At 59.5% G+C, this 26787-nt stretch carries 24 protein-coding genes and 1 pseudogene; 1 reads left to right on the top strand and 24 read right to left on the bottom strand.

The window, feature by feature from the left end; genetic code table 11:
• Positions 1–29 precede the first annotated feature (29 nt).
• From fusA to H3L91_RS02520, 24 genes and pseudogenes are all read right to left on the bottom strand, one after another.
• The gene (gene fusA, locus H3L91_RS02635) at positions 30–2135 is read right to left on the bottom strand and encodes an elongation factor G (RefSeq protein WP_007341919.1); all 2106 of its coding nucleotides are present in this window, start codon (positions 2133–2135) and stop codon (positions 30–32) included.
• Between the two features lie 18 nt (positions 2136–2153).
• Positions 2154–2627, bottom strand: a complete 474-nt coding sequence (gene rpsG / locus H3L91_RS02630) for a 30S ribosomal protein S7 (RefSeq protein WP_040658671.1) — start codon at positions 2625–2627, stop codon at positions 2154–2156.
• A gap of 113 nt (positions 2628–2740) precedes the next feature.
• A complete protein-coding gene (gene rpsL / locus H3L91_RS02625) occupies positions 2741–3112 on the bottom strand; it encodes a 30S ribosomal protein S12 (RefSeq protein ID WP_002218431.1) in 372 nt (123 codons plus the stop codon).
• Positions 3113–3329: 217 nt separating this feature from the next.
• Positions 3330–4574, bottom strand: a complete 1245-nt coding sequence (ftsZ, locus tag H3L91_RS02620; protein ID WP_007341917.1) for a cell division protein FtsZ — start codon at positions 4572–4574, stop codon at positions 3330–3332.
• A gap of 117 nt (positions 4575–4691) precedes the next feature.
• Entirely contained in the window at positions 4692–5936 is a 1245-nt protein-coding gene (ftsA, locus tag H3L91_RS02615) for a cell division protein FtsA (RefSeq protein ID WP_007341916.1), read from the bottom strand.
• Between the two features lie 188 nt (positions 5937–6124).
• A complete protein-coding gene (locus tag H3L91_RS02610) occupies positions 6125–6877 on the bottom strand; it encodes a cell division protein FtsQ/DivIB (protein ID WP_007341915.1) in 753 nt (250 codons plus the stop codon).
• Positions 6867–7778, bottom strand: coding sequence for a D-alanine--D-alanine ligase (locus tag H3L91_RS02605; RefSeq protein WP_007341914.1), 912 nt, complete (start codon positions 7776–7778; stop codon positions 6867–6869). The genes H3L91_RS02610 and H3L91_RS02605 overlap by 11 nt, the downstream gene beginning before the upstream one ends.
• Positions 7779–7989: 211 nt before the next feature.
• Positions 7990–9399 carry a UDP-N-acetylmuramate--L-alanine ligase gene (gene murC, locus H3L91_RS02600; RefSeq protein WP_040659342.1) on the bottom strand — a complete coding sequence of 470 codons (1410 nt, stop codon included), beginning with the start codon at positions 9397–9399 and terminating at the stop codon, positions 7990–7992.
• 223 nt (positions 9400–9622) lie between these two features.
• Complete coding sequence (gene murG / locus H3L91_RS02595) at positions 9623–10690, bottom strand: undecaprenyldiphospho-muramoylpentapeptide beta-N-acetylglucosaminyltransferase (RefSeq protein ID WP_007341911.1); 1068 nt, start codon at positions 10688–10690, stop codon at positions 9623–9625.
• A 4-nt stretch (positions 10691–10694) separates the two neighbouring features.
• Complete coding sequence (gene ftsW / locus H3L91_RS02590; RefSeq protein ID WP_007341910.1) at positions 10695–11858, bottom strand: putative lipid II flippase FtsW; 1164 nt, start codon at positions 11856–11858, stop codon at positions 10695–10697.
• Between the two features lie 11 nt (positions 11859–11869).
• On the bottom strand, positions 11870–12208 hold the full coding sequence (locus H3L91_RS02585) for a hypothetical protein (protein ID WP_007341909.1): 339 nt from the start codon (positions 12206–12208) through the stop codon (positions 11870–11872).
• Positions 12209–12290: 82 nt separating this feature from the next.
• The gene (gene murD, locus H3L91_RS02580) at positions 12291–13628 is read right to left on the bottom strand and encodes a UDP-N-acetylmuramoyl-L-alanine--D-glutamate ligase (RefSeq protein ID WP_040659340.1); all 1338 of its coding nucleotides are present in this window, start codon (positions 13626–13628) and stop codon (positions 12291–12293) included.
• Between the two features lie 49 nt (positions 13629–13677).
• A complete protein-coding gene (fic, locus tag H3L91_RS02575) occupies positions 13678–14190 on the bottom strand; it encodes a protein adenylyltransferase Fic (protein ID WP_040658668.1) in 513 nt (170 codons plus the stop codon).
• Positions 14191–14269: 79 nt separating this feature from the next.
• The gene (locus H3L91_RS02570; RefSeq protein WP_370992042.1) at positions 14270–14725 is read right to left on the bottom strand and encodes a GNAT family N-acetyltransferase; all 456 of its coding nucleotides are present in this window, start codon (positions 14723–14725) and stop codon (positions 14270–14272) included.
• Between the two features lie 101 nt (positions 14726–14826).
• Positions 14827–15909 carry a phospho-N-acetylmuramoyl-pentapeptide-transferase gene (gene mraY, locus H3L91_RS02565; protein WP_040658666.1) on the bottom strand — a complete coding sequence of 361 codons (1083 nt, stop codon included), beginning with the start codon at positions 15907–15909 and terminating at the stop codon, positions 14827–14829.
• 101 nt (positions 15910–16010) lie between these two features.
• Positions 16011–16406, bottom strand: a complete 396-nt coding sequence (locus H3L91_RS02560; RefSeq protein WP_007341904.1) for a hypothetical protein — start codon at positions 16404–16406, stop codon at positions 16011–16013.
• Positions 16407–16420: 14 nt separating this feature from the next.
• A complete protein-coding gene (locus H3L91_RS02555) occupies positions 16421–17788 on the bottom strand; it encodes a UDP-N-acetylmuramoyl-tripeptide--D-alanyl-D-alanine ligase (protein ID WP_040659336.1) in 1368 nt (455 codons plus the stop codon).
• 4 nt (positions 17789–17792) lie between these two features.
• Entirely contained in the window at positions 17793–18641 is an 849-nt protein-coding gene (locus tag H3L91_RS02550) for a BRO-N domain-containing protein (RefSeq protein WP_007341902.1), read from the bottom strand.
• 221 nt (positions 18642–18862) lie between these two features.
• A complete protein-coding gene (locus tag H3L91_RS02545; protein WP_040658663.1) occupies positions 18863–19693 on the bottom strand; it encodes a hypothetical protein in 831 nt (276 codons plus the stop codon).
• A gap of 85 nt (positions 19694–19778) precedes the next feature.
• Positions 19779–21269 (bottom strand): UDP-N-acetylmuramoyl-L-alanyl-D-glutamate--2,6-diaminopimelate ligase, encoded by a 1491-nt coding sequence (locus H3L91_RS02540; RefSeq protein WP_007341900.1) that lies wholly within the window; start codon positions 21267–21269, stop codon positions 19779–19781.
• A 10-nt stretch (positions 21270–21279) separates the two neighbouring features.
• Positions 21280–23115, bottom strand: a pseudogene (locus tag H3L91_RS02535) (peptidoglycan D,D-transpeptidase FtsI family protein); the annotation flags it as partial.
• A gap of 203 nt (positions 23116–23318) precedes the next feature.
• Complete coding sequence (ftsL, locus tag H3L91_RS02530) at positions 23319–23579, bottom strand: cell division protein FtsL (protein ID WP_007341898.1); 261 nt, start codon at positions 23577–23579, stop codon at positions 23319–23321.
• Positions 23580–23803: 224 nt separating this feature from the next.
• On the bottom strand, positions 23804–24754 hold the full coding sequence (gene rsmH, locus H3L91_RS02525; protein WP_007341897.1) for a 16S rRNA (cytosine(1402)-N(4))-methyltransferase RsmH: 951 nt from the start codon (positions 24752–24754) through the stop codon (positions 23804–23806).
• Positions 24751–25206, bottom strand: a complete 456-nt coding sequence (locus H3L91_RS02520; protein WP_040658661.1) for a division/cell wall cluster transcriptional repressor MraZ — start codon at positions 25204–25206, stop codon at positions 24751–24753. The genes rsmH and H3L91_RS02520 overlap by 4 nt, the downstream gene beginning before the upstream one ends.
• A 320-nt stretch (positions 25207–25526) precedes the next feature.
• Here H3L91_RS02520 and H3L91_RS02515 point away from each other — a divergent pair, with 320 nt between their 5' ends.
• Positions 25527–26681 carry a class I SAM-dependent methyltransferase gene (locus tag H3L91_RS02515; protein ID WP_007341895.1) on the top strand — a complete coding sequence of 385 codons (1155 nt, stop codon included), beginning with the start codon at positions 25527–25529 and terminating at the stop codon, positions 26679–26681.
• The last annotated feature ends 106 nt before the right edge of the window (positions 26682–26787 follow it).

The following is a 26787-nucleotide window of genomic DNA, read 5'->3' as shown; positions in this document are numbered from 1 at the left end:
GTTTTCAGACGGCCTGTCGGACACCGAATTTAGCCTTTGCGGGCTTCGGTTACGGCAGCAGCCACATGCGCAGGTGCTTCCGCATATTTTTTAAACTCCATCGAGTAGGTGGCGCGGCCTTGTGTGGCAGAACGCAGGTCGGTGGAATAACCGAACATTTCGGCCAGCGGCACTTCGGCGCGGACTTTCTTGCCGCCAATGCCGTCATCATCCATACCCAACACGATGCCGCGACGACGGTTCAGGTCGCCCATTACGTCGCCCATGTAGTCCTCGGGCGTTTCCACTTCGACGGCCATAATCGGTTCGAGCAATACGGGGCTGGCTTTTTTCATACCTTCTTTGAAGGCCATGGAAGCGGCCAGTTCAAACGCGATTTGGGAGGAGTCCACATCGTGGTAAGAACCGAAAATCAAGCGGATGCGCACGTCCACAACGGGATAGCCGGCAACGATACCGTTAGGCAGCGTATCGCGGATACCTTTGTCGCAAGACGGGATGAATTCGCGCGGAATGACGCCGCCTTTGATTTCGTCGATAAATTCGTAGCCTGCGCCACCCGGTTCCATCGGTTCCATTTTGATCACGACATGACCATACTGACCCTTGCCACCGGACTGTTTGACATGCTTGGCCTCGGATTCGACTTCTTTGCGGATGGTTTCGCGGTATGCCACTTGCGGCGCACCGATATTCGCTTCCACACCGAATTCGCGTTTCATACGGTCGACGATGATTTCCAAATGCAGCTCGCCCATACCGGAAATAATGGTTTGTCCGGATTCCTCGTCGGTACGCACGCGGAAGGACGGATCTTCCTTAGCCAAACGGTTCAAGGCAATGCCCATTTTTTCCTGGTCGGCTTTGGTTTTCGGCTCGACGGCAATGTGGATTACAGGCTCGGGGAATTCCATGCGTTCCAAGATAATCGGAGAGTCTTCGGCGCACAGGGTTTCGCCGGTAGTAACGTCTTTCAAACCGATGGCGGCTGCAATATCACCGGCACGGACTTCCTCGATTTCGGTACGGTCGGCGGCAGTCATCTGTACCAGACGGCCGATGCGCTCGCGCGTGCCTTTAACCGAGTTCAAAACGCTGTCGCCGGATTTGACCACGCCCGAATAAACACGGATGAAAGTGAGTTGGCCGACATATTTGTCGTTCAGCATCTTGAATGCCAGAGCCGAGAATTTCTCTTCGTCGGCAGCCTGGCGGCTGTCCGGCTCGTCGGTATTCGGATTGACACCCTGAACCGGCGGAATATCGGTCGGCGCAGGCAGCAACTCGACAACGGCATCCAGCATACGCTGCACACCTTTGTTTTTGAATGCGGAACCGCACAGCATCGGCTGGATTTCGCCGGACAGCGTGCGTTGGCGCAACGCGCCGACGATTTCTTCCTCGGTCAGCTCTTCGCCGCCCAAGTATTTGTCCATCAGCTCTTCGCTGGCTTCGGCGGCGGCTTCAATCATATTCTGCCGCCACTCTTCGGCAGTCGCCACCAGATCGGCGGGAATATCGCCATACTCGAAAGTAACGCCTTTATCGGCCTCATTCCAAATGATGGCTTTCATTTTCAGCAGATCGACCACGCCTTCAAACGCATCTTCCGCACCGACAGGAATAACGATGGGCACGGGATTGGCGCGCAGACGGGTTTTCATCTGTTCTACCACACGGAAGAAGTTCGCACCCTGACGGTCCATTTTGTTTACAAAGGCAATGCGCGGCACTTTGTATTTGTTTGCCTGACGCCATACGGTTTCGGACTGGGGCTGCACGCCGCCGACCGCACAGTAAACCATTACCGCACCGTCCAATACGCGCATGGAACGTTCCACTTCCACGGTGAAGTCAACGTGTCCCGGAGTATCGATGATGTTGAAACGGTGTTCGGGGAACTGCTTGGCCATACCCGACCAGTAGGAAGTTACGGCGGCAGAGGTAATGGTGATGCCGCGCTCCTGCTCTTGTTCCATATAGTCGGTAGTGGCCGCGCCGTCGTGCACTTCGCCAAGCTTGTGTGTCAGACCGGTATAGAACAGGATACGTTCGGTAGTGGTGGTTTTACCCGCGTCGATATGCGCGGAAATACCGATATTGCGGTACAGGTTGATAGGTGTTTTACGAGCCATTTTTTCAGCCTTTCAAAATTAGAAACGGAAATGGGAGAAGGCTTTGTTGGCTTCGGCCATGCGGTGTACTTCTTCGCGTTTTTTCATTGCGCCGCCACGGCCTTCGGCCGCATCGATCAATTCGCCGGCCAGGCGCAAATCCATGGATTTTTCACCGCGCTTGCGTGCCGCATCGCGAACCCAGCGCATTGCCAGTGCCAAACGGCGGGAGGGGCGCACTTCAACAGGAACTTGGTAGTTCGCACCGCCGACGCGGCGGCTTTTCACTTCCACAACGGGTTTGGCGTTGGCAATGGCTTCGTTGAACACTTCGATGGCTTCTTTGCCCTGCACTTTTTTGGCGATTTGCTCCAATGCGCCGTAAACAATGCGTTCAGCAACGGATTTTTTACCGTCCACCATCAGTACGTTCATGAATTTGGTCAACTCGACGCTGCCGAATTTCGGATCGGGCAATACATCGCGCTTGGGGACTTCTCTACGTCTTGGCATTTTGATTCCTTTAACTATTCAGCTGGGGCATACCCCATGAATGCCTATCAAGGCATTCACTTACTCGGCCGTTTTATGTCAGGCGGCCGACGTGCCTTTTAAAAAACAGGGGATTACTTCGGGCGTTTGGCACCGTATTTGGAACGAGCCTGTTTGCGGTCTTTCACGCCGGCGGTATCCAGAGAACCGCGGACTGTGTGGTAGCGCACACCCGGCAAGTCTTTTACACGGCCGCCGCGAATCAGCACCACACTGTGCTCTTGCAGATTGTGGCCTTCGCCGCCGATATAGGAGATGACTTCAAAACCGTTGGTCAGACGCACTTTGCAGACTTTGCGCAGCGCGGAGTTCGGTTTTTTCGGAGTGGTGGTGTACACACGGGTGCATACGCCGCGTTTTTGCGGGCAGGCTTCCAGTGCGGGCACTTTGTTTACGTACACCGGCTTTTGACGGCCTTTGCGTACCAATTGGTTGATAGTAGGCATACTTTATTTGTCCTGTTGAAATAAAAATATTTGCCGGCACTCTGCCGACAACTGGCGGATTATAGTGAACGTGCCGACATATAGTCAAGAAAAGGCTTTTCCCGCAGCGCGCAATCTGCCACCGGCACAACAACACAATCGCAATGAAGACAAAAAAAACATACAGGCCGTCTGAAAACCATTTTTCAGACGGCCTGCAACTTGTGGAAAACAGGATTTACGATTTATCGAACACACCACCCTGCCGACGCAGCACGGCGGGGATTTCCAAATCTTCAAGCACGCGCTGGTCGGAAAAGTCGGGGCCGGCCAGATTGACGTTGCGCGCCTCCCTGCCCGACATCAGCACGCCTGCGATATTGGAGAAGCCGTTGTCTTCGTCGTGCTGCGGCGCGGATTCGGCATTGTCGCGGGCGGACTGATACCGTCCGCCTGCCTGACGGGGGGTTCTGCCATACTGCGCGGGCTGGCGGGCGGCCGCAGTATTGTGGTTGTTTTCTTTCAGACCGGTGGCGATGATGGTTACGCGGATGGCGTCTTCCGCCATGTTTTCATCCTCGGCCGTGCCGTATTTGCGCTCGGAATCGGGGTGGGCGTAATCGTCAATCACACGCATGATTTCGCGGTATTCGGTCATTTTCAGGCAACCGGGCGCGGTGGTAATGTTGACCAAAACGCCGCGCGCACCGTCGAGGCTGACATCGTCGAGCAGCGGGCTGGAAATGGCCTGTTCGGTGGCCAGCTTCGCCCTGTCCACGCCCTGCGCCGCGCCCGATCCCATCATGGCCATGCCGGTAATGCTCATAACATTTTTCACGTCGGCAAAATCAAGGTTGATGAAACCCGGGCGGGTAACGACTTCGGAAATGCCGGCCACGGCCGCGTGCAGCACGTTGTCGGCCGCCTGAAACGCCTCGCGCACGGTTACGTCGTCGCCCAGCGCGGTCATCAGTTTGTCGTTCGGGATCACAATCAGCGAATCAACCTGGCTTTTCAGATGTTCGATGCCCTGTTGGGCGATGTGGATGCGTTTGCCTTCGTGCTCGAACGGGCGGGTAACGACCGCCACGGTGAGGATGCCCATTTCTTTGGCGATTTCGGCCACGACGGGCGAAGCCCCCGTGCCAGTACCGCCGCCCATGCCGGTAGTGATGAACAGCATATTCGCGCCACGGACGGCCTCGGTGATGGCTTCGCGCTCTTCAAGCGCGGCTTCGCGGCCGATTTCGGGATTCGCTCCTGCACCCAAGCCTTTGGTCAGATTGCTGCCCAACTGGATGCGTTTGGGTGCGTTGCTTTTGCCCAAAGCCTGCGCATCGGTATTGGCACTGATGAATTCGACACCCTGAATGGTGTTTTTAATCATGTTGTTAATGGCGTTACAACCGCCGCCGCCGATACCGATGACCTTGATGACCGCAGGGCTCGCGGCAGAATCTACTACATCGTAAACCAAATCCATTAAAACTACTCCTTCGCGCCCTGCACAGGACGGTATGACTTTGACAAATATTGCGGATTATATAATGAAGCCGCCCAATCTTACAAAAAACGCGCCGACACGGCTTATGCCGGCTGCCTAGAAATTATCGCGCAACCATTCTTTAATCTTGCCGAACCAGCTCTCACCGTGTTCGCGGCTTGCGGCGGGCGTACCGCCCTCGCCGCTGTTTTCAGCATCGCCGCGCGCGGCGTACAGCAGGCCGATAACGGTAGCGTTGCGCGGGTTGCGGATGCGTTCGGACACGCCGGGCATTTCGGGCGGCACGCCGACGCGGGCGGGCAGGCCGAAAATGTCTTCCGCCAAATCGACGATGCCCGCCAGCATGGACGCACCGCCGGTGAGCACGATGCCGGAGGTAAGCATGTCCTCATAGAAGCCGCTGCGGTGCAGTTCGTGCTGCACCAGTTCGAGTATTTCTTCGACGCGCGGGCCGATGACGGTGGACAGGCTGCGGCGGGCGATTTGCCGGGGTTGGCGGTCGCCGACGCTGGGCACTTCCACCATTTCGTCCATGTCTTCGCCCGCGATGTCGGCATGTGCCGCGCCGTGGTGGACTTTGATGTATTCGGCGGCACTGTACGGGGTGCGCAGAGCCTGTGCCAAATCGCTGGTGATGAGGTCGCCGGCCACAGGGATGACGGCGGTATGGCGGATGGCACCGTTGGTGTAAACGGCGATGTCGGTGGTGCCGCCGCCGATATCGATGACGCACACGCCGAGTTCTTTTTCGTCTTCGGTGAGCACGGCCTGGCCGCTGGCCAGCGGTTGCAGCATGATCTGATCCATGTGCAGGTTGCAGCGGGTGATGCATTTTTGGATGTTTTGCAGGGCGGTTACCGCGCCGGTGATGATGTGGACGCGGGTGTCGAGGCGCACGCCGCTCATGCCGATGGGTTCGCGCACGCCGGGCTGGTTGTCGATGATGTACTCCTGCACCACGGTGTGCAGGATGCTGTGGTCGGGCGGGATGTTGACGGCTTTGGCGGTTTCGATAGCGCGGTCGATGTCGGCCTGGGTAACTTCGCCGTCTTTGATTTTTACCACGCCCTGCGAGTTGAGGCTGCGGATGTGGTTGCCGGCGATGCCGGTGGTAACGCTGCCGACTTTGCAGTCGGCCATCAGCTCGGCTTCGCCGACCGCCTGCTTGATGGCCTGCGCGGTGGCGTCGATGTTGGTTACCATGCCCGCTTTCAGGCCGCGCGATGGGGCTTGGCCGATACCGATGATGTGGATGCCGTTGTCTTCCTGCACTTCGCCGATCAGGGCGATGACTTTGGAGGTGCCGATGTCGAGGGCACTGATATAGTGTTTTCTAACCATGATGTTCCAGTCTTAAATTTCTAATCCCAGGGTCTGTTGACATTCGACTTTTGACACGGATTTTGCGTCATAAAATGGCAGATGCAAGGTAAAAACGCGAGCCTATGCCGTCCATTGCGGGTATTTTCAACACGGCAGATGCCGTTTTAGGGCGTAAAAGCCGCCAAAACGTTGATTGTCAACAGACCCTAATCGCTTTCAGACGGCATTTCCATGCCGTTGTCAATTTGCTGCGTTCCGTTTTCTTTCAGTCTGACGGCGAAACCGTCTTTGTAGCGCATGTCCGCGTATTCGAGCCGCTCGGCCTGCGGGCTCAGCAGCTGCGGCCACGCTTGAACGAAGCGGGCAAGCCGTTCGGCTTCGTGTTCGCGCCCCAGCCGGATGCGGATGCCGTTGTCCAGCACGATTTCCCAGGCGGAGCGGGGGGTGTAAGCCAGCACGGCGATGCCGAGTTTCTGTTTGGCCAGTTCGCGGCGGAAAACGTCCAAATGTTCGGCCATGATTTTGCCCGAGCCTTCCTGCCCTTTGAATTCGGGCAGTTCTTCGTCACCCTCCCATTCGGCAGCAAACGGGTTGCCTTCGCTGTCGAGCAGGCGGCCTTCGTCCCAGTGCGCCACGGGGATACGCTCGGTGAGGCGGATGTCCACCGTGTCGGGCAGGCGGCGGCGCACTTCGGCTTTGGCAATCCACGGCAGTTTGACGAACGCGGCCTGCGCGCCGTTCAAATCGGCTCTGAATATGTTGCCGCGTATATATTGCTGCGCCACCTGTTGCAGCTCTCCCGCGTCGGTGTGGCGCAGCCGCCCGTCAATGTTGATCTGTTTCACCGGAAAATAGGACGAGCGGTAGAGCCACACGGCGGCCGACGCAATCAGCAGCAGGGCGACGGCGGCATACAGCCAGCTTGACACGCGGCGCAGTATCCTTGCGTTATTCCACATAGGCCGTCTGTAAAATCCTCAGACACAGGTCGGCAAAGCCGATACCGGCCTGCGCCGCCGCTTTGGGAACGAGGCTGTGCGAAGTCATGCCGGGCAGGGTGTTGGCTTCCAAAAGATAGAGGCGGCCGTTTTTGTCTTTCAGAAAATCGATCCTGCCCCAGCCGCGTCCGCCGATGGCGTCGAAGGCGCGCACGGTCAGTTCGCGCATTTGTTTTTCGTCGGCCTCCGAGAGGTCGGACGGGCAGAGGTAAACCGTGTCGTCGCGGTCGTATTTCGCTTCTTGGTCGTAAAACTCGGTGGCGGGGATGATGCGCACAGAGGGCAGGGCTTCGCCGCCGAGGATAGCGCAGGTGTATTCGCCGCCGCCGATGAATTTTTCGGCGATGATTTCGCCTTTGTACTGCCGCAGTTCGCGGTATACGTTTTTCAGACGGCCTTTTTCCTTGATTTTCACCACGCCGACGCTGCTGCCTTCGTTGGCGGGTTTGACAAACAGCGGCAGGCCGAGTTTGCGCTCCACCGCGTCGAAGTCGCTGTCTTCGCGCAGCACTTCGTAATCGGGCACGGGCAGGCCGAGCCCCTTCCATAAGAGTTTGCAGCGGTATTTGTCCATGCCCACCGCCGAGGCGAGCACGCCGCAGCCGGTGTAGCGGATGCCGAGGGCTTCGAGCGCGCCCTGCACGGTGCCGTCTTCGCCGAATATGCCGTGCAGGATATTAAACGCGCAGTCGAAGCCCTGCGTTTTCAATCCGCCCAGCGGCGTTTCTTTCGGGTCGAACGCATGGGCGTCCACGCCTTTTTCGCGCAGGGCGGCGAGCACCGCGCGGCCGCTGTCGAGCGACACTTGGCGTTCGCTGGAAAACCCGCCCATCAATACGGCGACTTTGCCGAAGTTCTGCATATGTCTGTCTTTCCTGGTTGCTGCTTTGGTTGCTGTTTGAGGCCGTCCCCGCCTGCGCGGGGATGACGTTTCTGAAAATAGGGGTTTTCGGTTTTCAGACGGCCTGTTTGTCTGTGGCCGTCGGGTTGTTTCAGGCCACGTGCGTGGCTGCGCCACACACCCTACTTATCTTTTGAGGCCGTCTGAAAATAGGGGTTTTCAAAAAGGGTTTTCAGACGGCCTCTGCCGCCAGCCGCACCAGTGCGGCGGGCACTTTGTTGATGCTGCCCGCGCCCATGTTGAGCAGCACGTCGCCGTCGTGCAGCACGGTGTCCAGCAGCATGGCGGGCATTTCGTTCACGTCGGCGCAGTAGAGCGGCTCGACTTTGCCGTAGGCGCGGACGTTGCGGGCGAGGGCGCGGCTGTCTTCGGGCAGGGGGTCTTCGCCGGCGGCGTACACGTCGGTGAGCACCAGTGTGTCCACGGTGTTGAGCACTTTGGCGAAGTCGTCGAACAAATCGCGGGTGCGGGTGTAGCGGTGCGGCTGGAAGGCCAGCACCAGCCGGCGGTGGGGGTATGCGCCGCGTGCGGCGGCGAGGGTGGCGGCCATTTCGGTGGGGTGGTGGCCGTAGTCGTCGATAACCAGCGCGCTGCCGCCCGTTTTCAGCGGGATTTCGCCGTAGCTTTGGAAGCGTCGGCCGACGCCGCCGAAGTTTTGCAGCCCCTGTTGTATGGCGGCGGTGTCCGCGCCGCATTCGAGGGCGACGCCGATGGCGGCCAGGGCGTTGAGGACGTTGTGGCGGCCGGGCAGGTTGAGGGTTACGGGGAAGTCGAGCGGCTCGTGGCCTTTCATGCGCACGCGCACGGCGAACTTCATTTGCGCGCCGTCGCTTTCGATGTTTTCGGCGCGGATGTCGGCGTCTTCGCCGAAGCCGTAGGTGGTGTAGGGTTTGCTCACTTTGGGCAGGATGGCGCGGACGTGTTCGCTGTCGGCGCACAAAAAGGCTTTGCCGTAGAAGGGCATGCGGTGGATGAAATCGACGAATGCCTGATGCAGTTTTTCGACGCTGTGGCCGTAGGTGTCCATGTGGTCTTCGTCGATGTTGGTTACGACGGACATAATCGGCGTGAGGTGCAGGAAGGAGGCGTCGGACTCGTCGGCCTCGGCGACGATGTATTCGCCTTTGCCCAGGCGGGCGTTGGTACCGGAGGCGGTGAGTTTGCCGCCGATAACGAAGGTGGGGTCGAGGCCGGCGGCGGCGAGGACGGAGGCGGTGAGGCTGGTGGTGGTGGTTTTGCCGTGCGTACCGGCGATGGCGATGCCGTCTTTGAAGCGCATGAGTTCGGCCAGCATCAGGGCGCGGGGGATGACGGGTATCTGCTGCGCGAGGGCGGCGGCCACTTCGGGGTTGTCTTTTTTGACGGCGGTGGAGGTTACGACGACATCCGCGCCGCTGACGTGTTCGGCGGTGTGGCCGGGGTAGACGCGCACACCCAGAGCGGCCAGGTGCTGCGTTACCGCGCTTTGCGCCTGGTCGGAGCCGGAGACGGTGTAGCCCTGGTTGTGCAGCACTTCGGCGATGCCGCACATGCCCGAGCCGCCGATGCCGACGAAATGGATGTGTCTGACTCTGTTTTTCATGGTGGTGTCCTGATACTTCGCTTTCAGACGGCCTCTGCGGTGCATCAGGCCGTCTGAAACGATGCTGCGAAAAGGGGCGGATTGTAAAGCCTATGCCGCGCTTGTGCCATGCCGCGCGGGGTAAAAAAGGGTTTGGGCGGACGCGTGCGGCGGCCTTTGCGGTTTTCAGACGGCCTTATGCCTGCGGGTCTGCGGGCGGGTTTGAGGCCGCCTGAAAACGGGTTTACGCGCCCGCCGCCGCGACGGCCGCTGCGGCCACTTGCTCCGCGCTGTCGGGTTTGGCGAGGCGGCGGGCGTTTTGCGCCCGTTGCAGGCACTGTTCGCGGGTGAGGCCGCCGAGGATTTGCGCGAGGCGGCCGGCGGTGAGTTCGGGCTGGGGCAGCAGTTCGGCGGCGCCGGCTTCGGTCATGAAGCGGGCGTTGGCGGTTTGGTGGTCGTCCACGGCAAAGGGATAGGGCACGAGCAGCGCGCCGAGGCCGGCGGCGGTGAGTTCGGCCACGGTGAGTGCGCCGGCGCGGCAAATGACGAGGTCGGCTTCGCGGTAGGCGGACACCATGTCGTCGATGAATTCGCAGCAATCGGCCTCTACGCCCGCGTTGCGGTAGGCGGTTTGCAGGGCTTCGAGTTTGCCGCGTCCCGACTGGTGGCGCACCTGCGGACGGGTTTCGCTCGGCAGGGCGGCGAGGGCGGCGGGCACGGTTTCGTTCAACACCTGCGCGCCGAGGCTGCCGCCGACGACGAGGATTTTCAGACGGCCTTTCCTGCCCGCAAACCGTTCTTCGGGCGCGGGTAGCGCGGCGATGTCGGCGCGCACGGGGTTGCCGACGAGGCCGTCGGGCGCGTCGAAGGCGGCGGGAAAGGCGTAGAGCACACGCGTTGCGATTTTGGCCAGCAGACGGTTGGAGAGGCCGGCGACGGCGTTTTGCTCGTGGATGACGACGGGCACGCCGCAGAGTTTGGCCGCCGCGCCGCCGGGGAAGGTTACGAAGCCGCCGAAGCCGATGACGCAGGAGACGTTGTGCTTTCTGATGGCGGCGCGGGCGGCGCGTATGGTTTGGAACAGGGTGAAGGGCAGGAGGAGCTTGCGTTTGAGGCCGTTGCCGCGCACGCCTTTGATGGCGAGGGTTTCCAGCGGGATGCCGTGCTGCGGCACGATGCGCTCTTCCATCGAATCCGCGCTGCCGAGCCACACGACGCTGTGGCCGCGCGCTTGGAGCGACTGCGCCACGGCCAGCGCGGGGAAGATGTGGCCGCCGGTGCCGCCGGCCATCAGCATGAATGTTTTGCCCATGTTGTCAAACCTCCACTTTATAGCCGCGCATTTTGCGGCGGTTTTCGTAATCGGCGCGCAGCAGCAGCCCCATGCTCACAATCATCACCACCACCGCCGATCCGCCGTAGGACACCAGCGGCAGGGGCAGCCCTTTGGTGGGCAAGAGGCCGATGTTCACGCCGATGTGGAAAAAGCTCTGCACGCCCAGCCAGATGGCGATGCCGTAGGCGGCGAAGGAGCTGAAAAACAGTTCCAAATCACGCGCCTGCTTGCCGATGGAAAACGCCCGCCACACCAGCCAGCCGTAGCAGAACACCAACAGGCACAGGCCGAAAAAGCCCCATTCTTCACTGATCACGGCGAAGATGAAGTCGGTGTGCGCTTCGGATTTGGTGAGGAAAAAGCGTTTGTCGAGGCTCGCGCCCAGCCCCGTACCGAACCACTGGCCGCGCGCGTTGGCAATCAGCGAGTTGGTGAGCTGGTAGCCCGCGCCCAGCGGGTCGTCGAAGGGGGCGAGGAAGGCGGAGACGCGCGCCATGCGGTAGGGCGCGGCCAGCACGGCCAGCACCAGCCCGCACAGGCCGGCGGCCACGGCGAAGGAAAACCATTTTTTCGGCAGGTCGGCGAGAAACAGCATTCCCAGCGCGATCAGCGTGGTAACCACCATCGCGCCCAAATCGGGTTCGAGCAGGATCAGGCCGAGGCCGATACCCACCGCCGCGCCGGGGAAAATCAGGCTTTTGAGCTGTTTGAGCACTTCGGCGCGACGGTTGAAGAAGGCCGCCAGATAAAGGATCACCGCCAGCTTGTAGGTTTCGCTGGGTTGGTAGTTGAAAAAGCCCAGGTTGATCCAGCGTTTCGCGCCGTTGGTGTCTTCGCCGACAATCAGGGCGGCCAGCAGCACCAGCGTGTTACCCGCCAACAGCCACACCGAGGCCCTGCGCCAGAACGACATTTTCACCCAGAACAGCGCGAAGGCCAGCGTGCAGCCGAGGGCGACGAACTGCGCCTGTTTTTCCACGATTTTCCACGGGTTGCCGTCGTCGCCCGCCCAGGCGATCGAGGCGGAATACACCATCAGCAGGCCGAAGGAGAGCAGCAGCACCAGCATCCACAGCAGCGACTGGTCGGATTTGTCGCCGTTTTTGAGGATTTGGCGGTCGAGTAATTTGGATTCGCTAATCATGTTTTCGTGTTTCAGACTTCGTTTTCGGATTTTGACTGCGCCGCCGCGTTTTCAGACGGCCTTTTGCTGTTTTCAGACGGCCTGTACGGCCGCGCCAACCAAGCGATCAGGCGCAGGAACAGGGTGGCGGCGAAACCGCACGCGGCGGCGGGAACAACAAACAGCGGCATCCAGATGCGGGCTTCGTGCGCGTCGAGGCCGACGGTTTGCGCGGTGTAGAGCAGCCACGGGAAAAACAGGCTTGCCAATGCCGTCCACAACAAAAACCAATGCAGCCGCAGCGGCAGACACAGCCACGCGGCCAGCAGGCCGCAGACCGCGCCAATCAGGCAGAACAGGAGCAGCGTCATTTCTCATCCCTCCGTGTTTTCAGACGGCCTGTTTGCCGCTTGGCGGCCGTCCCCGCCTACGCGGAGGCGTTTTCAGACGGCCTCACAAGGCTTGGAACGCCTCGGCGAACACCTGCGAGCGGTGGGCGTAGTTTTGGAACATATCCATGCTGGCGCAGGCGGGGCTGAGCAGCACGATGTCGCCGCTTTGCGCCTGCGCGTAAGCGGTCTGCACGGCTTCTTGCAGCGTGGCGCAATCGATCAGGTTCAAACCCGCGCCTGCCAGATCGCGGCGGATTTGCGGCGCGTCGCGGCCGATGAGCAAAACGGCTTTGACTTTGCCGCGCAACACTTGCGCCAGCGGCGTGAAATCCTGCCCCTTGCCCAAACCGCCGAGTATCGCAAACAGCGGGCTTTGCAGGCCGCTGATGGCGGCGGCGGTTGCGCCCACGTTCGTGCCTTTGCTGTCGTCGATAAACACCACGCCGTTTTTCTCGCCGATTTTTTCCACGCGGTGCGGCAGTCCTTTAAAGGTTTGAATATGCTTCACCAATTCTTCGCGCGGCAGGCCGACGGCTTCGCACAGTGCCACGGCGGCCATCACATTGGCGGCGTTGTGCAGCCCTTGCAGGGGAATGTCGGTGGTGTTCATGAGGTCGTCTGAAACGGCTTTCAGACGGCCTGTTTCGCGTTCCAGCCAATAATCGGCCTGCTTCTCGAGCGAAAACCATTTCACCCCGCGCCCTGCCCTTTTCATGGCGCGGCAGAGCGCGTCGTCAGCATTGAGCACCTGCACGCCCACGCCACGGAAAATTTTGTCTTTGGTGTGCGCGTAGTCGAGCAGGTCGTCGTAGCGGTCGAGATGGTCTTCGGAAATATTCAGCACCGCCGCCGCACTCGGGCGCAGGCTTTCGGTGTTTTCAAGCTGGAAACTCGATAATTCCAACACCCACACGCCGGCTTTTTTGCCGCCGCGCTGCATTTCGGCTTCCAAAACGGGCGTGCCGATATTGCCCGCCACCACCGTGTCCAGCCCGCATTTTTCGCAGAGATGGCCGACCAGGCTTGTTACCGTGGTTTTGCCGTTGCTGCCTGTGATGGCGATGATTTTGTCGCCGCGACGGTTTGCGATGTGCGCGAAAATCTCAATATCGCCCAGCACGCGGCCGCCGTTTTGTTTGAACTCGATAATGTCGTCGCGGCGTTCGCTGATGCCCGGGCTTAACGCCAAAATATCGAAGCCCTGCGATAACGCGTCTTTCAGACGGCCTGCGTAGCATTCGATGCCGTCAAACTGCTGTTTCAACGCTTCGGCGCGTTCGTCGGAAAGTTTTTCGTCGTAAGCCGCCAAAGCCGCGCCCTGCGCGTGCAGATAAGCGAGCATGGACAAACCGCTGCCGCCCATGCCTGCAATCAGGATTTTTTTATTTTGCCAAGTCATTTTGTTTTTCTCCATCAAAGGTTTCAGACGGCCTCACGCCGCCTGAACGTCATTCCGGCTGTTCGTAATAATAAGACTGGTCGATGCCCTTCATAAAGATTTCGCGGCTGTCGGTTTCGGCGGTGAGGGCGTTTTGCAGCAGGAAGCTGATTTCCAAATCGTTAATCGGGCTGTGTTCCATCGCCTGCAAATACAGGCGTTTGTCCACGCGCTGCCAGTCCGCCACCCTGCCCAGCCGTTTTTTCAGAATCAGATCCAGCCAGATGCGCGTGCTGCGGCCGTTTCCCTCTAAAAAGGGATGAACCACGTTCATTTCTACATATTTGTCGATGATTTCGTCAAACGTGTTTTCGGGCATTTTTTCCACCGCATCCAGCGCGGCTTGGAGATAAAGGGTGTTGGCAAATCGGAAATGGCCTTTGGAAATATTCTGCTCGCGGATTTGGCCGGCAAATTCATAGAGGCCGCCGAACAGATGGCGGCAGATGTCTTGCAGCCCCTTGACCGTACCGACTTCGAGCGCGTGGATTTTGCCCGAGTCGTAAAGGTCGTAGGCGCGCAGTTTGCTTTGGTGGTCGGTGTCATGTTTGCCTTACAGGCGGCTGTTTCCGCCTTGTGCATTAAAATATTTTCAGACGGCCTTAAAGCGTTTTGACCAGGTTGTACCACACTTCGCCCGCGTGTTCGGATGCGGACACGCCTTCGTTGGCGTAGCCGTGTTTTTGGTAAAACGGGATCAGGTTTGCCAAACAGGTGAGCGTGATGCCTTCGCGCTGTTTGCGGCGGCAGGAGGCGGCCAATTCTTCAAGCAGCCGGGATGCAATGCCCTGCCCGCGCAGGTCGGGATGGGTGGCGAGGCTTAAGATGGTTTGGAAGCCGCCGCTGGCGGGATTGGGGCGGCTTTGGGCGAAAAGGTCGTCTGAAATATAACGCGCGGCGGTTACGGAGCCGACAACGTAGCCGGCGATTCGGCCGCCGTCGGTGCGGGCGACGATAAAGCTGTCGGCGATGGTGCGGATGCGTTCGGCCATCGCCGCTTCGGTGGCGGCTTCTTCGGGCGTAAAACCGGCATTTTCGATGGCCATGATTTCGGGCAGGTCTTCGGGGGCGGGGGGGTGTGAAGATTAAGTGCACAGCAATGGCCTTTCTGTGTTTTTCAGACGGCCTGTATCCTTTTGAGGCCGTCTGAAAACCTGTTTCAGCGGATTTTCAGGCTGCTCAATCCGATCAGCACCAGCACGATGGTGATAATCCAAAAGCGCACGACCACTTGGGTTTCTTTCCAGCCTTTTTGTTCGTAATGGTGGTGGATAGGTGCCATCAGGAAAATGCGTTTTTTGGTGCGTTTGTACCAGCCCACCTGCAACATCACGGAAACGGCTTCCACCACAAACAGGCCGCCCATGATGAACAGCACGATTTCCTGGCGCACAATCACCGCCGCCGTGCCCAATGCCGCGCCGAGCGCGAGTGCGCCCACGTCGCCCATAAACACCTGCGCCGGATAGGCGTTGAACCACAAAAAGCCGAGGCACGCGCCGCACATGGCCGCGCAGAACACCGCCACTTCGCCCGCGCCTTTCACAAAGGGCATGTTGAGGTAGCCGGCAAAACCGTAGTGGCCGGAGATGTAGGCGAACACGGCCAAGCCGCCGGCCACCAGCACCACGGGGAAGGCGGCGAGGCCGTCGAGGCCGTCGGTCAGGTTGACGGCGTTGGACGTGCCGACGATGACGAGATAGGTGAGCACGGCAAAGCCGATGCCGCCGATGGGGAGATAGTAGTTTTTTAGAAACGGAATCAGCAGGTTGCTGTAAAGATGCGCATCGAGCGACCACAGCAGCAGGCCGCCTGCGGCGAGGGCGACGGCGGTTTGCCAGACGATTTTGAACTTGGCCGACACGCCGTTGGGGTCTTTGTAAACCACCTTGCGCCAGTCGTCGTAAAAGCCGAGCGCGCCCGTGGCCAGCAGCACGCCCAGCAGTATCCACACATAGGGGTTTTCCCACCGCCCCCACAGGATGACGGACACGGCGATGGCGGTGAGGATGAGCGAGCCGCCCATAGTGGGCGTGCCGTTTTTGATCAGATGGGTTTGCGGCCCGTCGGTGCGCACCGCCTGGCCGACTTTGAGCGCGGTGAGTTTGCGGATGGCCCACGGGCCCAAGAGCAGCGAAAACGCCAGCGCGGTGAGCGCGGCCATCACGGCGCGGAAGGTGGTGTATTGGAAAATGTTCAGCGCGGACAGCGAGCCGCTGAAACGGTAGAGCCAGACAAACATGGTCTTCCTTTTTTTATGTGTTTCAAGGTGTTGTTTTAGATTCGAGCGGCCTGCGCCGCGTTCGGACAAGCGGTTTTCAGACGGCCTGTTTTTCAGACGGCCTATTTGAAATAATTGTCGGGCAGCAGGAAAAACAGGCACACCATCACCGAGGCGAAGGCCGCCAAATCCAGCCACGACATCCACGGCTGCCACGGGTAGAGCCAGTGGCGCAGCGTGTTTTCGCCGATGTAGAGCAGCCCGCCGCAAAGCCCCGCCCAGCGGGCGCGGTTGCTGCCGCGCCACAGGCCGTACGCCACTGCGCCCATCATCAGCGAAAACAGCAGCGGCTCGGCCACCGACACGGCAAACCAGCCCGCGCCGATGGTGCCCTCTATCGTTTTGCCGCTCAAATCGGCGCGCTCGTTCCACAGGAACAGCAGCGTGTTGGCCGGCCACAGCACAGCGGTGGCGGCAATCACGCAAACGATAAATTTCAGCAGCAGGGGTTTTCGCATCGTTTTTCCGTTTTTCAGACGGCCTCTTTGTCTTCCAGCGCGTCGGCCACTTCTTCCATCGCCATAAAGCGCGAGCCTTTGACCAGCACGCTCGCGCCCTCGGGCAAATCGTGCGTGAGCACTTGGATCAGCGGGTCTTTGGCAGCAAACCACAGCCCCGCCGCGCCGAAGGTTTCCGCCGCTTCCACGCTGTTGTCGCCGACAAAATAGGCCGCTTCGATGCCTTTGTCGCGGGCGTACGCGCCGACTTCGGCGTGCATGGCGGCGGCTTCGTCTTCGCCCAATTCGCCCATGTCGCCCATCACAAACACGCGCGGCGCGGGCAGCGCGGCGAGCACGTCGATGGCGGCTTTCATGCTGTCGGGGTTGGCGTTGTAGGTGTCGTCAATCAGCGTCGCGCCTTTGATGCCGCGTTTCACTTTCAGACGGCCTTTGATGTTGCTGAAATCTTTGAGGCCGTCTGAAACCTCGTTCAGGGTCAAACCGGCGGCCAGCGCCAGCGCGGCGGCGGCAACGGCGTTGTGGACATTGTGGCGGCCGGGTACGGGCAGCGACACGGAGGCAGTTTCGCTGCCGCACACCAAATCAAATGCGCACGAAAGCGGTTTCAACACGATGTTTCGCGCGTGCACGCCGCCTTTGTCCACGCCGAAAGTCTGCTGTTTGTGCGCGGCAGAGGCCGTCTGAAAAATCTCTGCGTTGGCATCTTCGCAGGGGATTAAGGCCAAACCGTCTGCGCCCAAGCCCTGATAAATCTCGCTTTTGGCACGAGCGATGTCGGCCGTGCCGTCGAAGCCGCAGCCGACATGGGCGCGCAGGGCGTTGTTCACCAGCGCGGCATCGGGGCGGGCGATTCGGGTTAATACGGCCAACTCGCCGAAATGGTTCATGCCCATTTCAATCACGGCATAACGGTGTTTTTCGTTGAGCTTCAACAGGGTAAGCGGCAGGCCGATGTGGTTGTTGAGATTGCCCGCCGTCGCCAAAACCGCCTCTTCGCCGAAACGGCGGCGCAGCACGGCGGCCAGCATTTCTTTCACGGTGGTTTTGCCGCCCGAGCCGGTAATGCCGAACACAAACGGGTTCACATTTTCGCGCCACGCCTGTGCGAGCGTCTGCAAGGCTTCAAGCGTGTCGGCCACTTGCAGCGCACCGCGCAAACCGGCGCAGTCTTCACGCGACACCACCGCAGCCGCCGCGCCCGCTGCCAATACGTCTTCGGCAAAATCGTGGCCGTCGAAACGCTCGCCGTCGAGCGCGAAAAACACATCGCCCGCGCGGATGTCGCGGCTGTCGGTAACAATGCGCGACACGGCAAGGTTTTGAGCCGGCGCAGGCAGATTGAGGGCTTGGCAGATGAAGTTTAGGTCTAGCGGTTTCATGTTTTTAATCATCTTTGTCTTTTGTTTTGGCTGCCGTTTCTGTCAGTAATTTGGCAAAATCGGCTGCATTTTGCTTGCTGATTACGGGTTTGCCTGATTTTTGCTCAATCTCTTTGCGCGCATTTCCGGCCACCGCACCGCCTTCCCGTGCAATTGTCCGATTTTCAGCCAAACCTTGCGGATTTTTGGCATTGGTTAATGTGGCGGTGGTTGCCTCTGCGAGCATATTCAGCACCAATTCCATCGTATTCATATTATCCCGCAGGTTTTCTTTCTTCAAACCTTTGTAATTTTTATACTCTCTGGTACTCAATCCTGACCATGCGCGTGTAATTTCATCTGTCAGAATGGCAAATTCACGCCCTTGATTCACGCCGTGATCCTGCCAACTGTCCGTCAGTTCTTTACGAACCTGTATTGCCTGCAGCCGCTGATTAATCCATTCCCGCGAATAACCCTTTTGCAGATAGGTTTCAAGTGCCCTGTCTATGCTTAACTCGGGGTCGGCAATTTCATCAATCCGCTCCCTGCCCACCTGTGCCAACCACATTTTAAACGGCTCGGCCTTCGGCGACGGGACAGACTGGATAATTCTAAAAATTCCTTCAACATCAGCAACATCTGTATCTCTCAACTTACCGTCTGAAGCCCGCATTTTCAAACGGCTACAAATTGTAGCCGTTTCCCGACCTTCTTTTTTTAAACGGGTTTTCAATACGCTCCAGTATTTGCGCGGATTATCGCTTTCCGTCAAAACAGCAATCACATCAATAATGGAAAAATACCATTCCTCTTTTTCTTCAACCCATGCCGACCTGATATAGTTGTTTTCATATAACTTGACTGTATCCATATTTTTTCAGAGTCCTGTTTCAGACAATCTATCGTAAACTTTGACAAGCAATTTACACTGCGGGCAGGAAATATCAGCCATTTGAGGCTGATACGGATGTTCGGCCATATAGCCGCATTTGTTACAGCGGTGAATGCCCATCGGTTCTCTTTCCTTATTTTATTTTGGATTTTACAGTTAATGAATATATCAAATATGTTTTTCAGACGGCCTCAAATGCCCTAGCTGCCAAATTTGCCGTACCGCTGGTAATCGGAAAAAACGAGGACGACGGTTTTGCCGTTTTTGCGGTAGGGGTAGTACAGGGTATAGTTGCCGCCGTCGGCTTGGAAGCGGCTGCCTTCGCGGCCGGCGAAGGCTTGTTGCAGGTAGGCGCGGTCGGCGGGGTCGGTGGTGTAGACGTGGTCGATTTTGCGCACGGTTTTGACGTTGTCCCGCTCTTTGGCGGCGAAGCCGTCGGCGGCGGGCTGCACGTCGGCTAGGTTGCGGTAGCTGTCGGCCTCGTCGTAAAAGGCCAGGTAAACGGATTTGCCGCCGATAGTGTCCGGCGTGATCAGGAAAACGCTGCGGAAAGCGGTGTTTTCCTTTTCCATCAGTTTGAGCGTGTCGGCCGTTTGCAGGATGTAGGGCAGGTCGAAGCGGTAGTCGGCCAGCGCGGCGGCTGCGCCGCTTTGCACGGCGCGTTCGGCCGTTTGCAGCAGAATCTGTTGTTTGCGCCGGACGGAGAGGTAGTCGCCGCCGAACAGCAGCGCGGCCAGCAGCGGGAACACAGCCAGCAGCAGCCAGACGGTTTTCCGTCCGCCCCCGCCCTGCGTTTGCTGATCGCGCTCGGCGATGCGGGTCAGGTTCAGCATGATGTTGAGCATCAGCGCGCCCGCCATCAGGGCGATGATGCCCAGCACGCTCATGGCGAACATTTCGGTGATGTGTTCGCGGAACACTTTCAGGCCGAACACTTGCGCCAGGATGAAGGTGAACACCCAGTACACCAGCAGCAGCACCGATACGATGCCGATGACGTTGGTGAGTTTAACCAGTTTTCTGTTGTCCATTCCCTATTCCTTTTTTTCAGACGGTCTGCAAGGGCCGGACAATCTTTGAGGCCGTCTGAAAAGCCTTTTCAGACGGCCTCAAACACTATCCGCGTTCGGCCAATGCGGCCTGCGCGGTCTCGAAATCGGAAAAATGATGTTTCACGCCCGCCACGTCCTGATAGGTTTCGTGGCCTTTACCGGCGATCAGGATGATGTCGTCTGACGCGGCGTTTTTCACGGCAAAACCGATGGCGGCTTTGCGGTCGGCCTCGACGCATTCGGGCGCGGGCACGGCGGGCAGGATGTCGGCGATGATGTCGGCGGGGTTTTCCAAGCGCGGGTTGTCGCTGGTAACGACGACTTTGTCCGCGCCCTGCACCGCCGCCGCGCCCATCAACGGGCGTTTGCCCCGGTCGCGGTTGCCGCCGCAGCCGAACACGCACCACAAGGCCGCGCCCTGCGGTTTGATTTCCTGCAAGGTGGCGAGGGCTTTTTCGAGCGCGTCGGGCGTGTGGGCGTAATCGACAACGACCAATGGTTTGCCGCTTTCGATAATGCAGTCCATGCGGCCAGTGGCGGGACGGATTTTTTCCAATGCAGCCAGCACCTTATCGAGCGGATGGCCGTCGGCGCACAATACGCCGACACAGGCGGCGAGGTTTTGCGCGTTGAACCGCCCCAAGAGGCGGGTTTTGACGCTGCCTTTGCCCCACGGCGTGTCGAGAGCAACTTCCATGCCGTCTGAAGCGGCGGCAAACCCTGTGATGCGGATGTCTGCTTGTTCGCCGAAACCGTAGCTGTACACGGCCAAATCGGGGCGGTCGGCTTTCAGACGGCCTATCAACTCTGCGCCGTAGGGGTCGTCTGAATTAATCACGGCGTGTTTCAGGCCGCGCCAGTAAAACAGGCGCGATTTGATTGCGCCGTAGGCTTCCATTGTGCCGTGGTAGTCGAGATGGTCGCGGGTGAGGTTGGTGAACACGGCGGTTTGAAACGGCACGCCGTTGACGCGGGCTTGGTCGAGGCCGTGGCTGGACACTTCCATCGCGGCGGCGGTTGCGCCCTGTTTGCGGAAACGGTGCAGCAGGCTCTGCACTTCCACCGGCGCGGGTGTGGTGTGGGTGGTGTCTTCGAGCGCACCCCAAAAGCCGTTGCCCACCGTGCCGATAATGGCGGTTTTGTCGCCAAGCAAGCCGGCGGCCTGCGCAAGCCATTGGGTAATCGAGGTTTTGCCGTTGGTGCCGGTTACGCCCCAAATTTTGAGCGGCGATGAAAGGCCGTCTGAAACATTGCCGTAAAGCCGCGCGGCCAAGATACCGGCGCGGTGTTTCAAATCTTTGATGCCCTGATTGGGCACGTTCCACTCGGGATTCCATTGGAACGCGCCGTCGTCGTCCCAAAACACGAAAGACGCGCCGTTGGCGATGGCGGCGGGGATATAGCTGCGGCCGTCGGCATATTCGCCCTGACAGGCAAGGAAAATATCGCCCGCTTTGATTTGGCGGCTGTCCGAATGCAACAAACGCCCTGCTGCGTTTGCACACAGCAGAGGCGGGAAGTTTGTTGCAAGCGGCGGGGAAAGCAGGCTGTACATGTTTTCCCCGTTATTTTTTGGCGGCGAGGGCTTGGCTGCCGGATGCGCCGTTCGGACGCACACCGAGGATGTTGAGGCTGCCGGACATGATGTTTTTGAACACGGGGCCGGCCACCACGCCGCCGTAATAGCCGTTGGCGCGGGGCTCGTCTATGGTTACGGCGACGATGACGCGCGGGTTTTCCGCCGGGGCGAAGCCGACGAAGGTGCCGATGTGTTTGTCGCGGGCGTAGCCGCGTCCGACCACTTTCTGCGCCGTGCCGGTTTTCGCCGCCACGTTGAAGCCTTCCACTGCGCCGCTGCGGCCGGTGCCGCCCTGCTCGGTAACGGACACCATGATTTTGCGCATCGCCTGCGCGGTTTCCGGTTTCAGAATGCGCTCGCCGGCGGGGGCGGCGTCGAGTTTTTCCAGCGACACGGGCATCAGGCGGCCGTCGGTGGTGAGCACGGTGTAGGCGCGCGCCAGTTGCAGCAGGCTCAGCTGCATGCCGTAGCCGAAAGACATGGTGGCCTGGTCGAACTTGCCCCAGTGTTTCCAGTTGCGCAGCGTGCCGCCCGCTTCGCCGGGGAAGCCGACGCCGGTTTTGCTGCCGAAGCCGAGGCTGCGGTAGTAGCCGTACATTTCTTCGGGGCGGTACATCAGCGAGATTTTGCTGGTGCCGACGTTGGACGATTTCTGCACGATGCCGCGCACGTCGAGCGCGGGGTAAACGTGGGTGTCGCGCACGGGATGGCCGCCGACGCTGTACGGGCGGGTGTCGAACGAGGATCGGGTGCTGATTTTGCCGTCGTCGAGGGCTTTGGCGATCGGGAAAGGTTTCATCACCGAGCCGAACTCGAAAATGTCGGTGATGGCGCGGTTGCGGCGTTGGTCGGGATCGGCCTCGCCCGGCTCGTTCGGGTCGTATGAGGGGCCGTTGACCAGCGCGAGGATTTCGCCGGTGCGCGCGTCTAGCACCACCGCGCTGCCGGAGTGGGCTTTGTGGTAAGCCACGGCTTTGGCCAGCTCGTCGGCGGCCAGGGTTTGGATGCGCTGATCCATCGCCAGAACGATATCGCGGCCGTTTTGCGAGGCGCGGCTGCCGGAGTCCGCGCTGTCGACAATCTGGCCTTTGTTGTCGCGCAGCACGACTTTTTCGCCGTCGCGGCCGTGCAGTTCGCTTTCGCGCGAGCGTTCCAAGCCTTCCTGCCCCTGCCCGTCGATGTTGGTGAAACCGATGGTCTGGGCAAACAGGCTGCCGGTCGGGTAGTGCCGCTGCGGCTCTTTCTGGAAGGCCAGCCCGGGGATGTTCATCGCGGCAATGCGCTCGGCCAGCTCGGGTTTTAACTGCCGTTTCAGGTAAACGAAGTCGATTTTTTTGCCCATGTCGGCTTTGAGCGTTTCCACGGTTTTTTTGTCGAGCTTCGATGGGATGGCGGGATTGAGCACGTCGGCGAGCTGTTGCAGTTTGCCGTCGTCGGGCAGCACGGCCATTTCGCTCGGTTTGACATACAGAGCCTGCCGGCCGGTGGGCTTGCCGTTTTCGGTTTCGTCGCGCCAGCGCAGGCCGTGGATGTTCAGGGCTTTGACGGCGGCGGCGGTATCGGCATCCAGCCGGCGGGCGATGTAGGAAATGCTGCTTTTTCTGTCGAGACGGTCGCGGATGGTGTCGGCGGGCATGTCCAGCAACGCGGCCAGCTCTTCTATCTGGCCGTTTGAAAGATTGGCGGCAGAGGGGACGGCATACAGCGATTCGGCCGGCGCACTCAACGCCAGCGTCGCGCCGTTGCGGTCGCTGATCAGGCCGCGCGAGGCGGGCAGTTTCAGCGTGCGCACGAAGCGTTTGTTGCCTTCGCCGGTGAGGAAGTCGTGATGGGAAGTCTGCAAATAGAGGCTGCGGCCGAGCAGTGCGAGAAAACCCGCACCCAACGCGCCCAGCACGAAAATAATGCGTCCGTTGCTGGTAACCGGTTTTTTCGCCTTAGCCTGCCGTGGGAGCATCTTCGGCTTGTATTCGTTCTTAATCAACATGCTGCTACTTCCAAGTACATCTTATCGTTTTATTCCGCTTATTCTGTTTCCACCACCCGGGTGTCGGCCGCCTCGGGCGGAGCCAGCCGGCCTTTTTCTGCGGCTTTTTTAATCAGCTGGTGGTTGGACAACTCGGCCTGTTTCAGTTGCAGGCGGGAATATTCCTGTTCCAGCTCTCTCTGCTGCTTTTCCGCTTCCGTCAGTTTGATGTGCCGCTGCCGCGCCTCGTTCTGCTGCGTTACCACCGCGAATCCCGAACCGAGTGCCAGCACCAGCAATACAATATTGATATAGTTCATCTGCTTCTTTAATTCAGTGTTACCGAACCGCCGCTGCGGTTTTCAGACGGCCTCTCTGCCCTAGGGTCTGTTGACAATCAACGGTTGCGGCGGATTTTCCGTCATAAAACGGCATCTGCCACGTTGCAAATACTCTCCTATGGGCGGCATAGGCTCGCATTTGCGCCTTGCATCTGCCATTTTCTGCCGAAAAATCCGCTTCGCAAGTTGAATGTCAACAGACCCTACGGGAAAACGCCGTCCGTGCGCCGCGCCACGCGCAGCACCGCCGAACGGGCGCGGGGGTTGGCCGCCACTTCCGCCGCCGAAGCCTTGACTGCTTTGCCGACAAGTGCCAGCGGCGGCTGCGGCAGATCGGCCTCGCGCACCATCGCCCATCTGGGCAGCGGCTCATGTTCGGAATGCCGTCTGAAAAACTGTTTGACGATGCGGTCTTCCAAAGAATGAAAGGAGATGACGGCCAGCCTGCCGCCGCTTTTCAGACGGCCTGCCGCCTGCGGCAGCGCGGCCGCTATTTCTTCAAGCTCGCGGTTGATGAAAATCCGAACGGCCTGAAACGTCCGCGTCGCCGGGTCTTGTCCGCGCTCGCGAGTACGGACGTTTTGCGCCGCGACCTGCGCCAACTTGCCGGTTGTATCGATGGGATTCGTGCCGCGCTGCGCGACAATGGCGCGCGCAATCTGGCGGGCAAACCGCTCTTCACCATAATTTCTGATTACCTCGCAGATTTCGTCTTCATCCGCCGCAGCCAGCCATTCGGCCGCCGACATGCCCCGCGTCGTATCCATCCGCATATCCAGGGGCGCGTCGAAGCGGAAACTGAATCCGCGCGAGCCATCGTCTATCTGCGGCGAGGAAATGCCCAAATCGAACAATGCGCCGTCTATCTGGCCGACATTCAAAGCATCTAAGGCCGTCTGAAAACAGGAAAAACCATCGTGCACCACAGACACCCTGCCATCCTGCGCCGCCAACTCCCGCGCCGCCGCCACCGCCTGCGGGTCTTTGTCGAACACCACCAAACGGCCGTTTGCGCCGAGGTGGGACAAAATCAGGCGGGAATGGCCGCCGCGTCCGAACGTGCCGTCCACATAAACGCCGTCCGACACCACCGCCAGCGCGTCCACAGCCTCGTGCAGCAGCACGCTTACATGGGAAAACGCTTCGCTGCTCATAATTGGAAACCAATCTGGCCGAGCTCGAAATCCAACTCTTCGGGATCGATGTCCAAGGCGGCATCGTCTTTGGCGTGGAATTTCTCCCTGTCCCACAATTCGAGGCGGTTGACCCTGCCGGTCAAAGAAACTTCCTTGTCCAACATCACCTTGCGGCGCAAACCAGCCGGAAGCAGAATCCTGCCCGCCGCGTCCATTTCCATCACTTCGGCATTGTTCAGCAGCAGATCGCGCCATGCCGACAATTTGGCGTTGCCCGCCACATTCGCCGCCATCAGCCGCTGCGCCTCCTGCTCCCACACGCTTTCGGGATACAGCAGCAGGCGTTCGCGGCTTTCCAGCGTCGCCACCAGCGCGGGCGTGTATTTGCGCAGCAGCAAGTCGCGGAACTTGGCAGGAACCGCCAACCGCCCTTTGCTGTCGATATTTAAATCATGAATGCCGCCGAACATAAAAACACGCCTGAAAATCTGCTTTTCGGGGAAAACTGACACACTTTGCGCCACTTCGCCCCACTCGGTGCGAACTATAAAAAAAATTGCCGGCAGGGTCAAACCGCAGCGGCGGCAAAACAAACGGCGTAACAGCCACTTATACAAGGAAATAACAAACACTTGCATATATGCCGCCGCCGTATGCCGCCACCTGTCCGCCTGTCTCATATAAAATACACGGACTTAACCTTTCGGCATACAGGAGCGTGATACTCACGCTCCGTACTTTTTCTTCGTCAATCACCCTTATTGCCGTTTTATTTTTACAAAAATTAACTATGAACCATCGACACCTGCCCGAACCCGACCCGCAAGCCCTGGCCGCATCGCAAAAATTAGAGCAAATAATCCAAAACGAAATCAAAGCCTCATCCGCGCCCATCCCCTTTTCCCGCTTTATGGAACTCGCCCTCTACGCGCCGCAATACGGCTACTACACCGGCGGCGCGCACAAAATCGGCGCGGCGGGCGACTTCGTTACCGCCCCTGCCCTCACCCCCCTGTTCGGCCAAACCCTTGCCCGCCAAATCGGCGAACTGCTGCCGCAAACCGCCGGCGGCATCTGCGAATTCGGCGCGGGCACGGGCGAATTGGCCGCCACCCTGCTCGACAGCCTGCGCGGCACGGCACTGGATGCCTACTTCATCATCGAAGTTTCCCCCGAACTGGCCGAACGCCAGCGCGCCCATATCGCCGCACGCGTTCCCGACATGGCGCACAAAGTCCGCCACCTCGCCGCCCTGCCCGCCGCGTTCGACGGCATCATTATCGGCAACGAAGTGCTAGACGCCATGCCCTGCGAACTCGTCCGGCGCGAAGGCGGACGCTTCTGGCGCATCTGCGTCGGCACGGAAAACGGAGCGTTCGTCCAAATCCCCCGCTCTCTGGCCGACCCGCAGCTGCTGCGCCTCGCGCAACAGTATTTCCCCGACACCGAGCCTTACACCGCCGAACTGCACCCCGTCCAATACGCCTTCGTCCGCACCCTGGCCGACCACCTGCAACGCGGCGCAATCATCCTCATCGACTACGGATTCGACGCGGCGCAGTACTACCACCCGCAGCGGCATATGGGTACGCTTATCGGCCACTACCGCCACCACACCGTCCACGACCCGTTTTTCCGCGTCGGCCTCACCGACCTCACCGCCCACGTCAACTTCACCGACACCGCCCAAGCCGGCACCGACGGCGGCCTCGACCTTATCGGCTACACCACGCAGGCCGATTTCCTGCTCAACCTCGGCATCACCGAACTGGCCGGCAACGGCCTGCCGCACGACTCCCCCGCCTATATTCAGACGGCCTCCGCCCTGCACAAACTGCTGATGCCGCACGAAATGGGCGAGCTGTTCAAAGTCATCACCTTCGGCCGCAACATCGACGCCGACTGGCAGGGCTTCGCGCACGGCGACATCTGCCACAAGCTGTAACCGCCGCCCTGCCAAAACTTTTTCACGATTAAAATCAAACGGAAAAACAAAACGGCCGAAAAACCGTTTGCCCACTGCGGCAAAACCCGTATAATCACGGCTTCAC

The sequence above is a fragment of the Neisseria bacilliformis genome, assembly GCF_014055025.1.
GTDB classification, from domain to species: Bacteria; Pseudomonadota; Gammaproteobacteria; order Burkholderiales; family Neisseriaceae; genus Neisseria; species Neisseria bacilliformis.
This window is presented reverse-complemented; position numbering and strand designations above follow the sequence as displayed.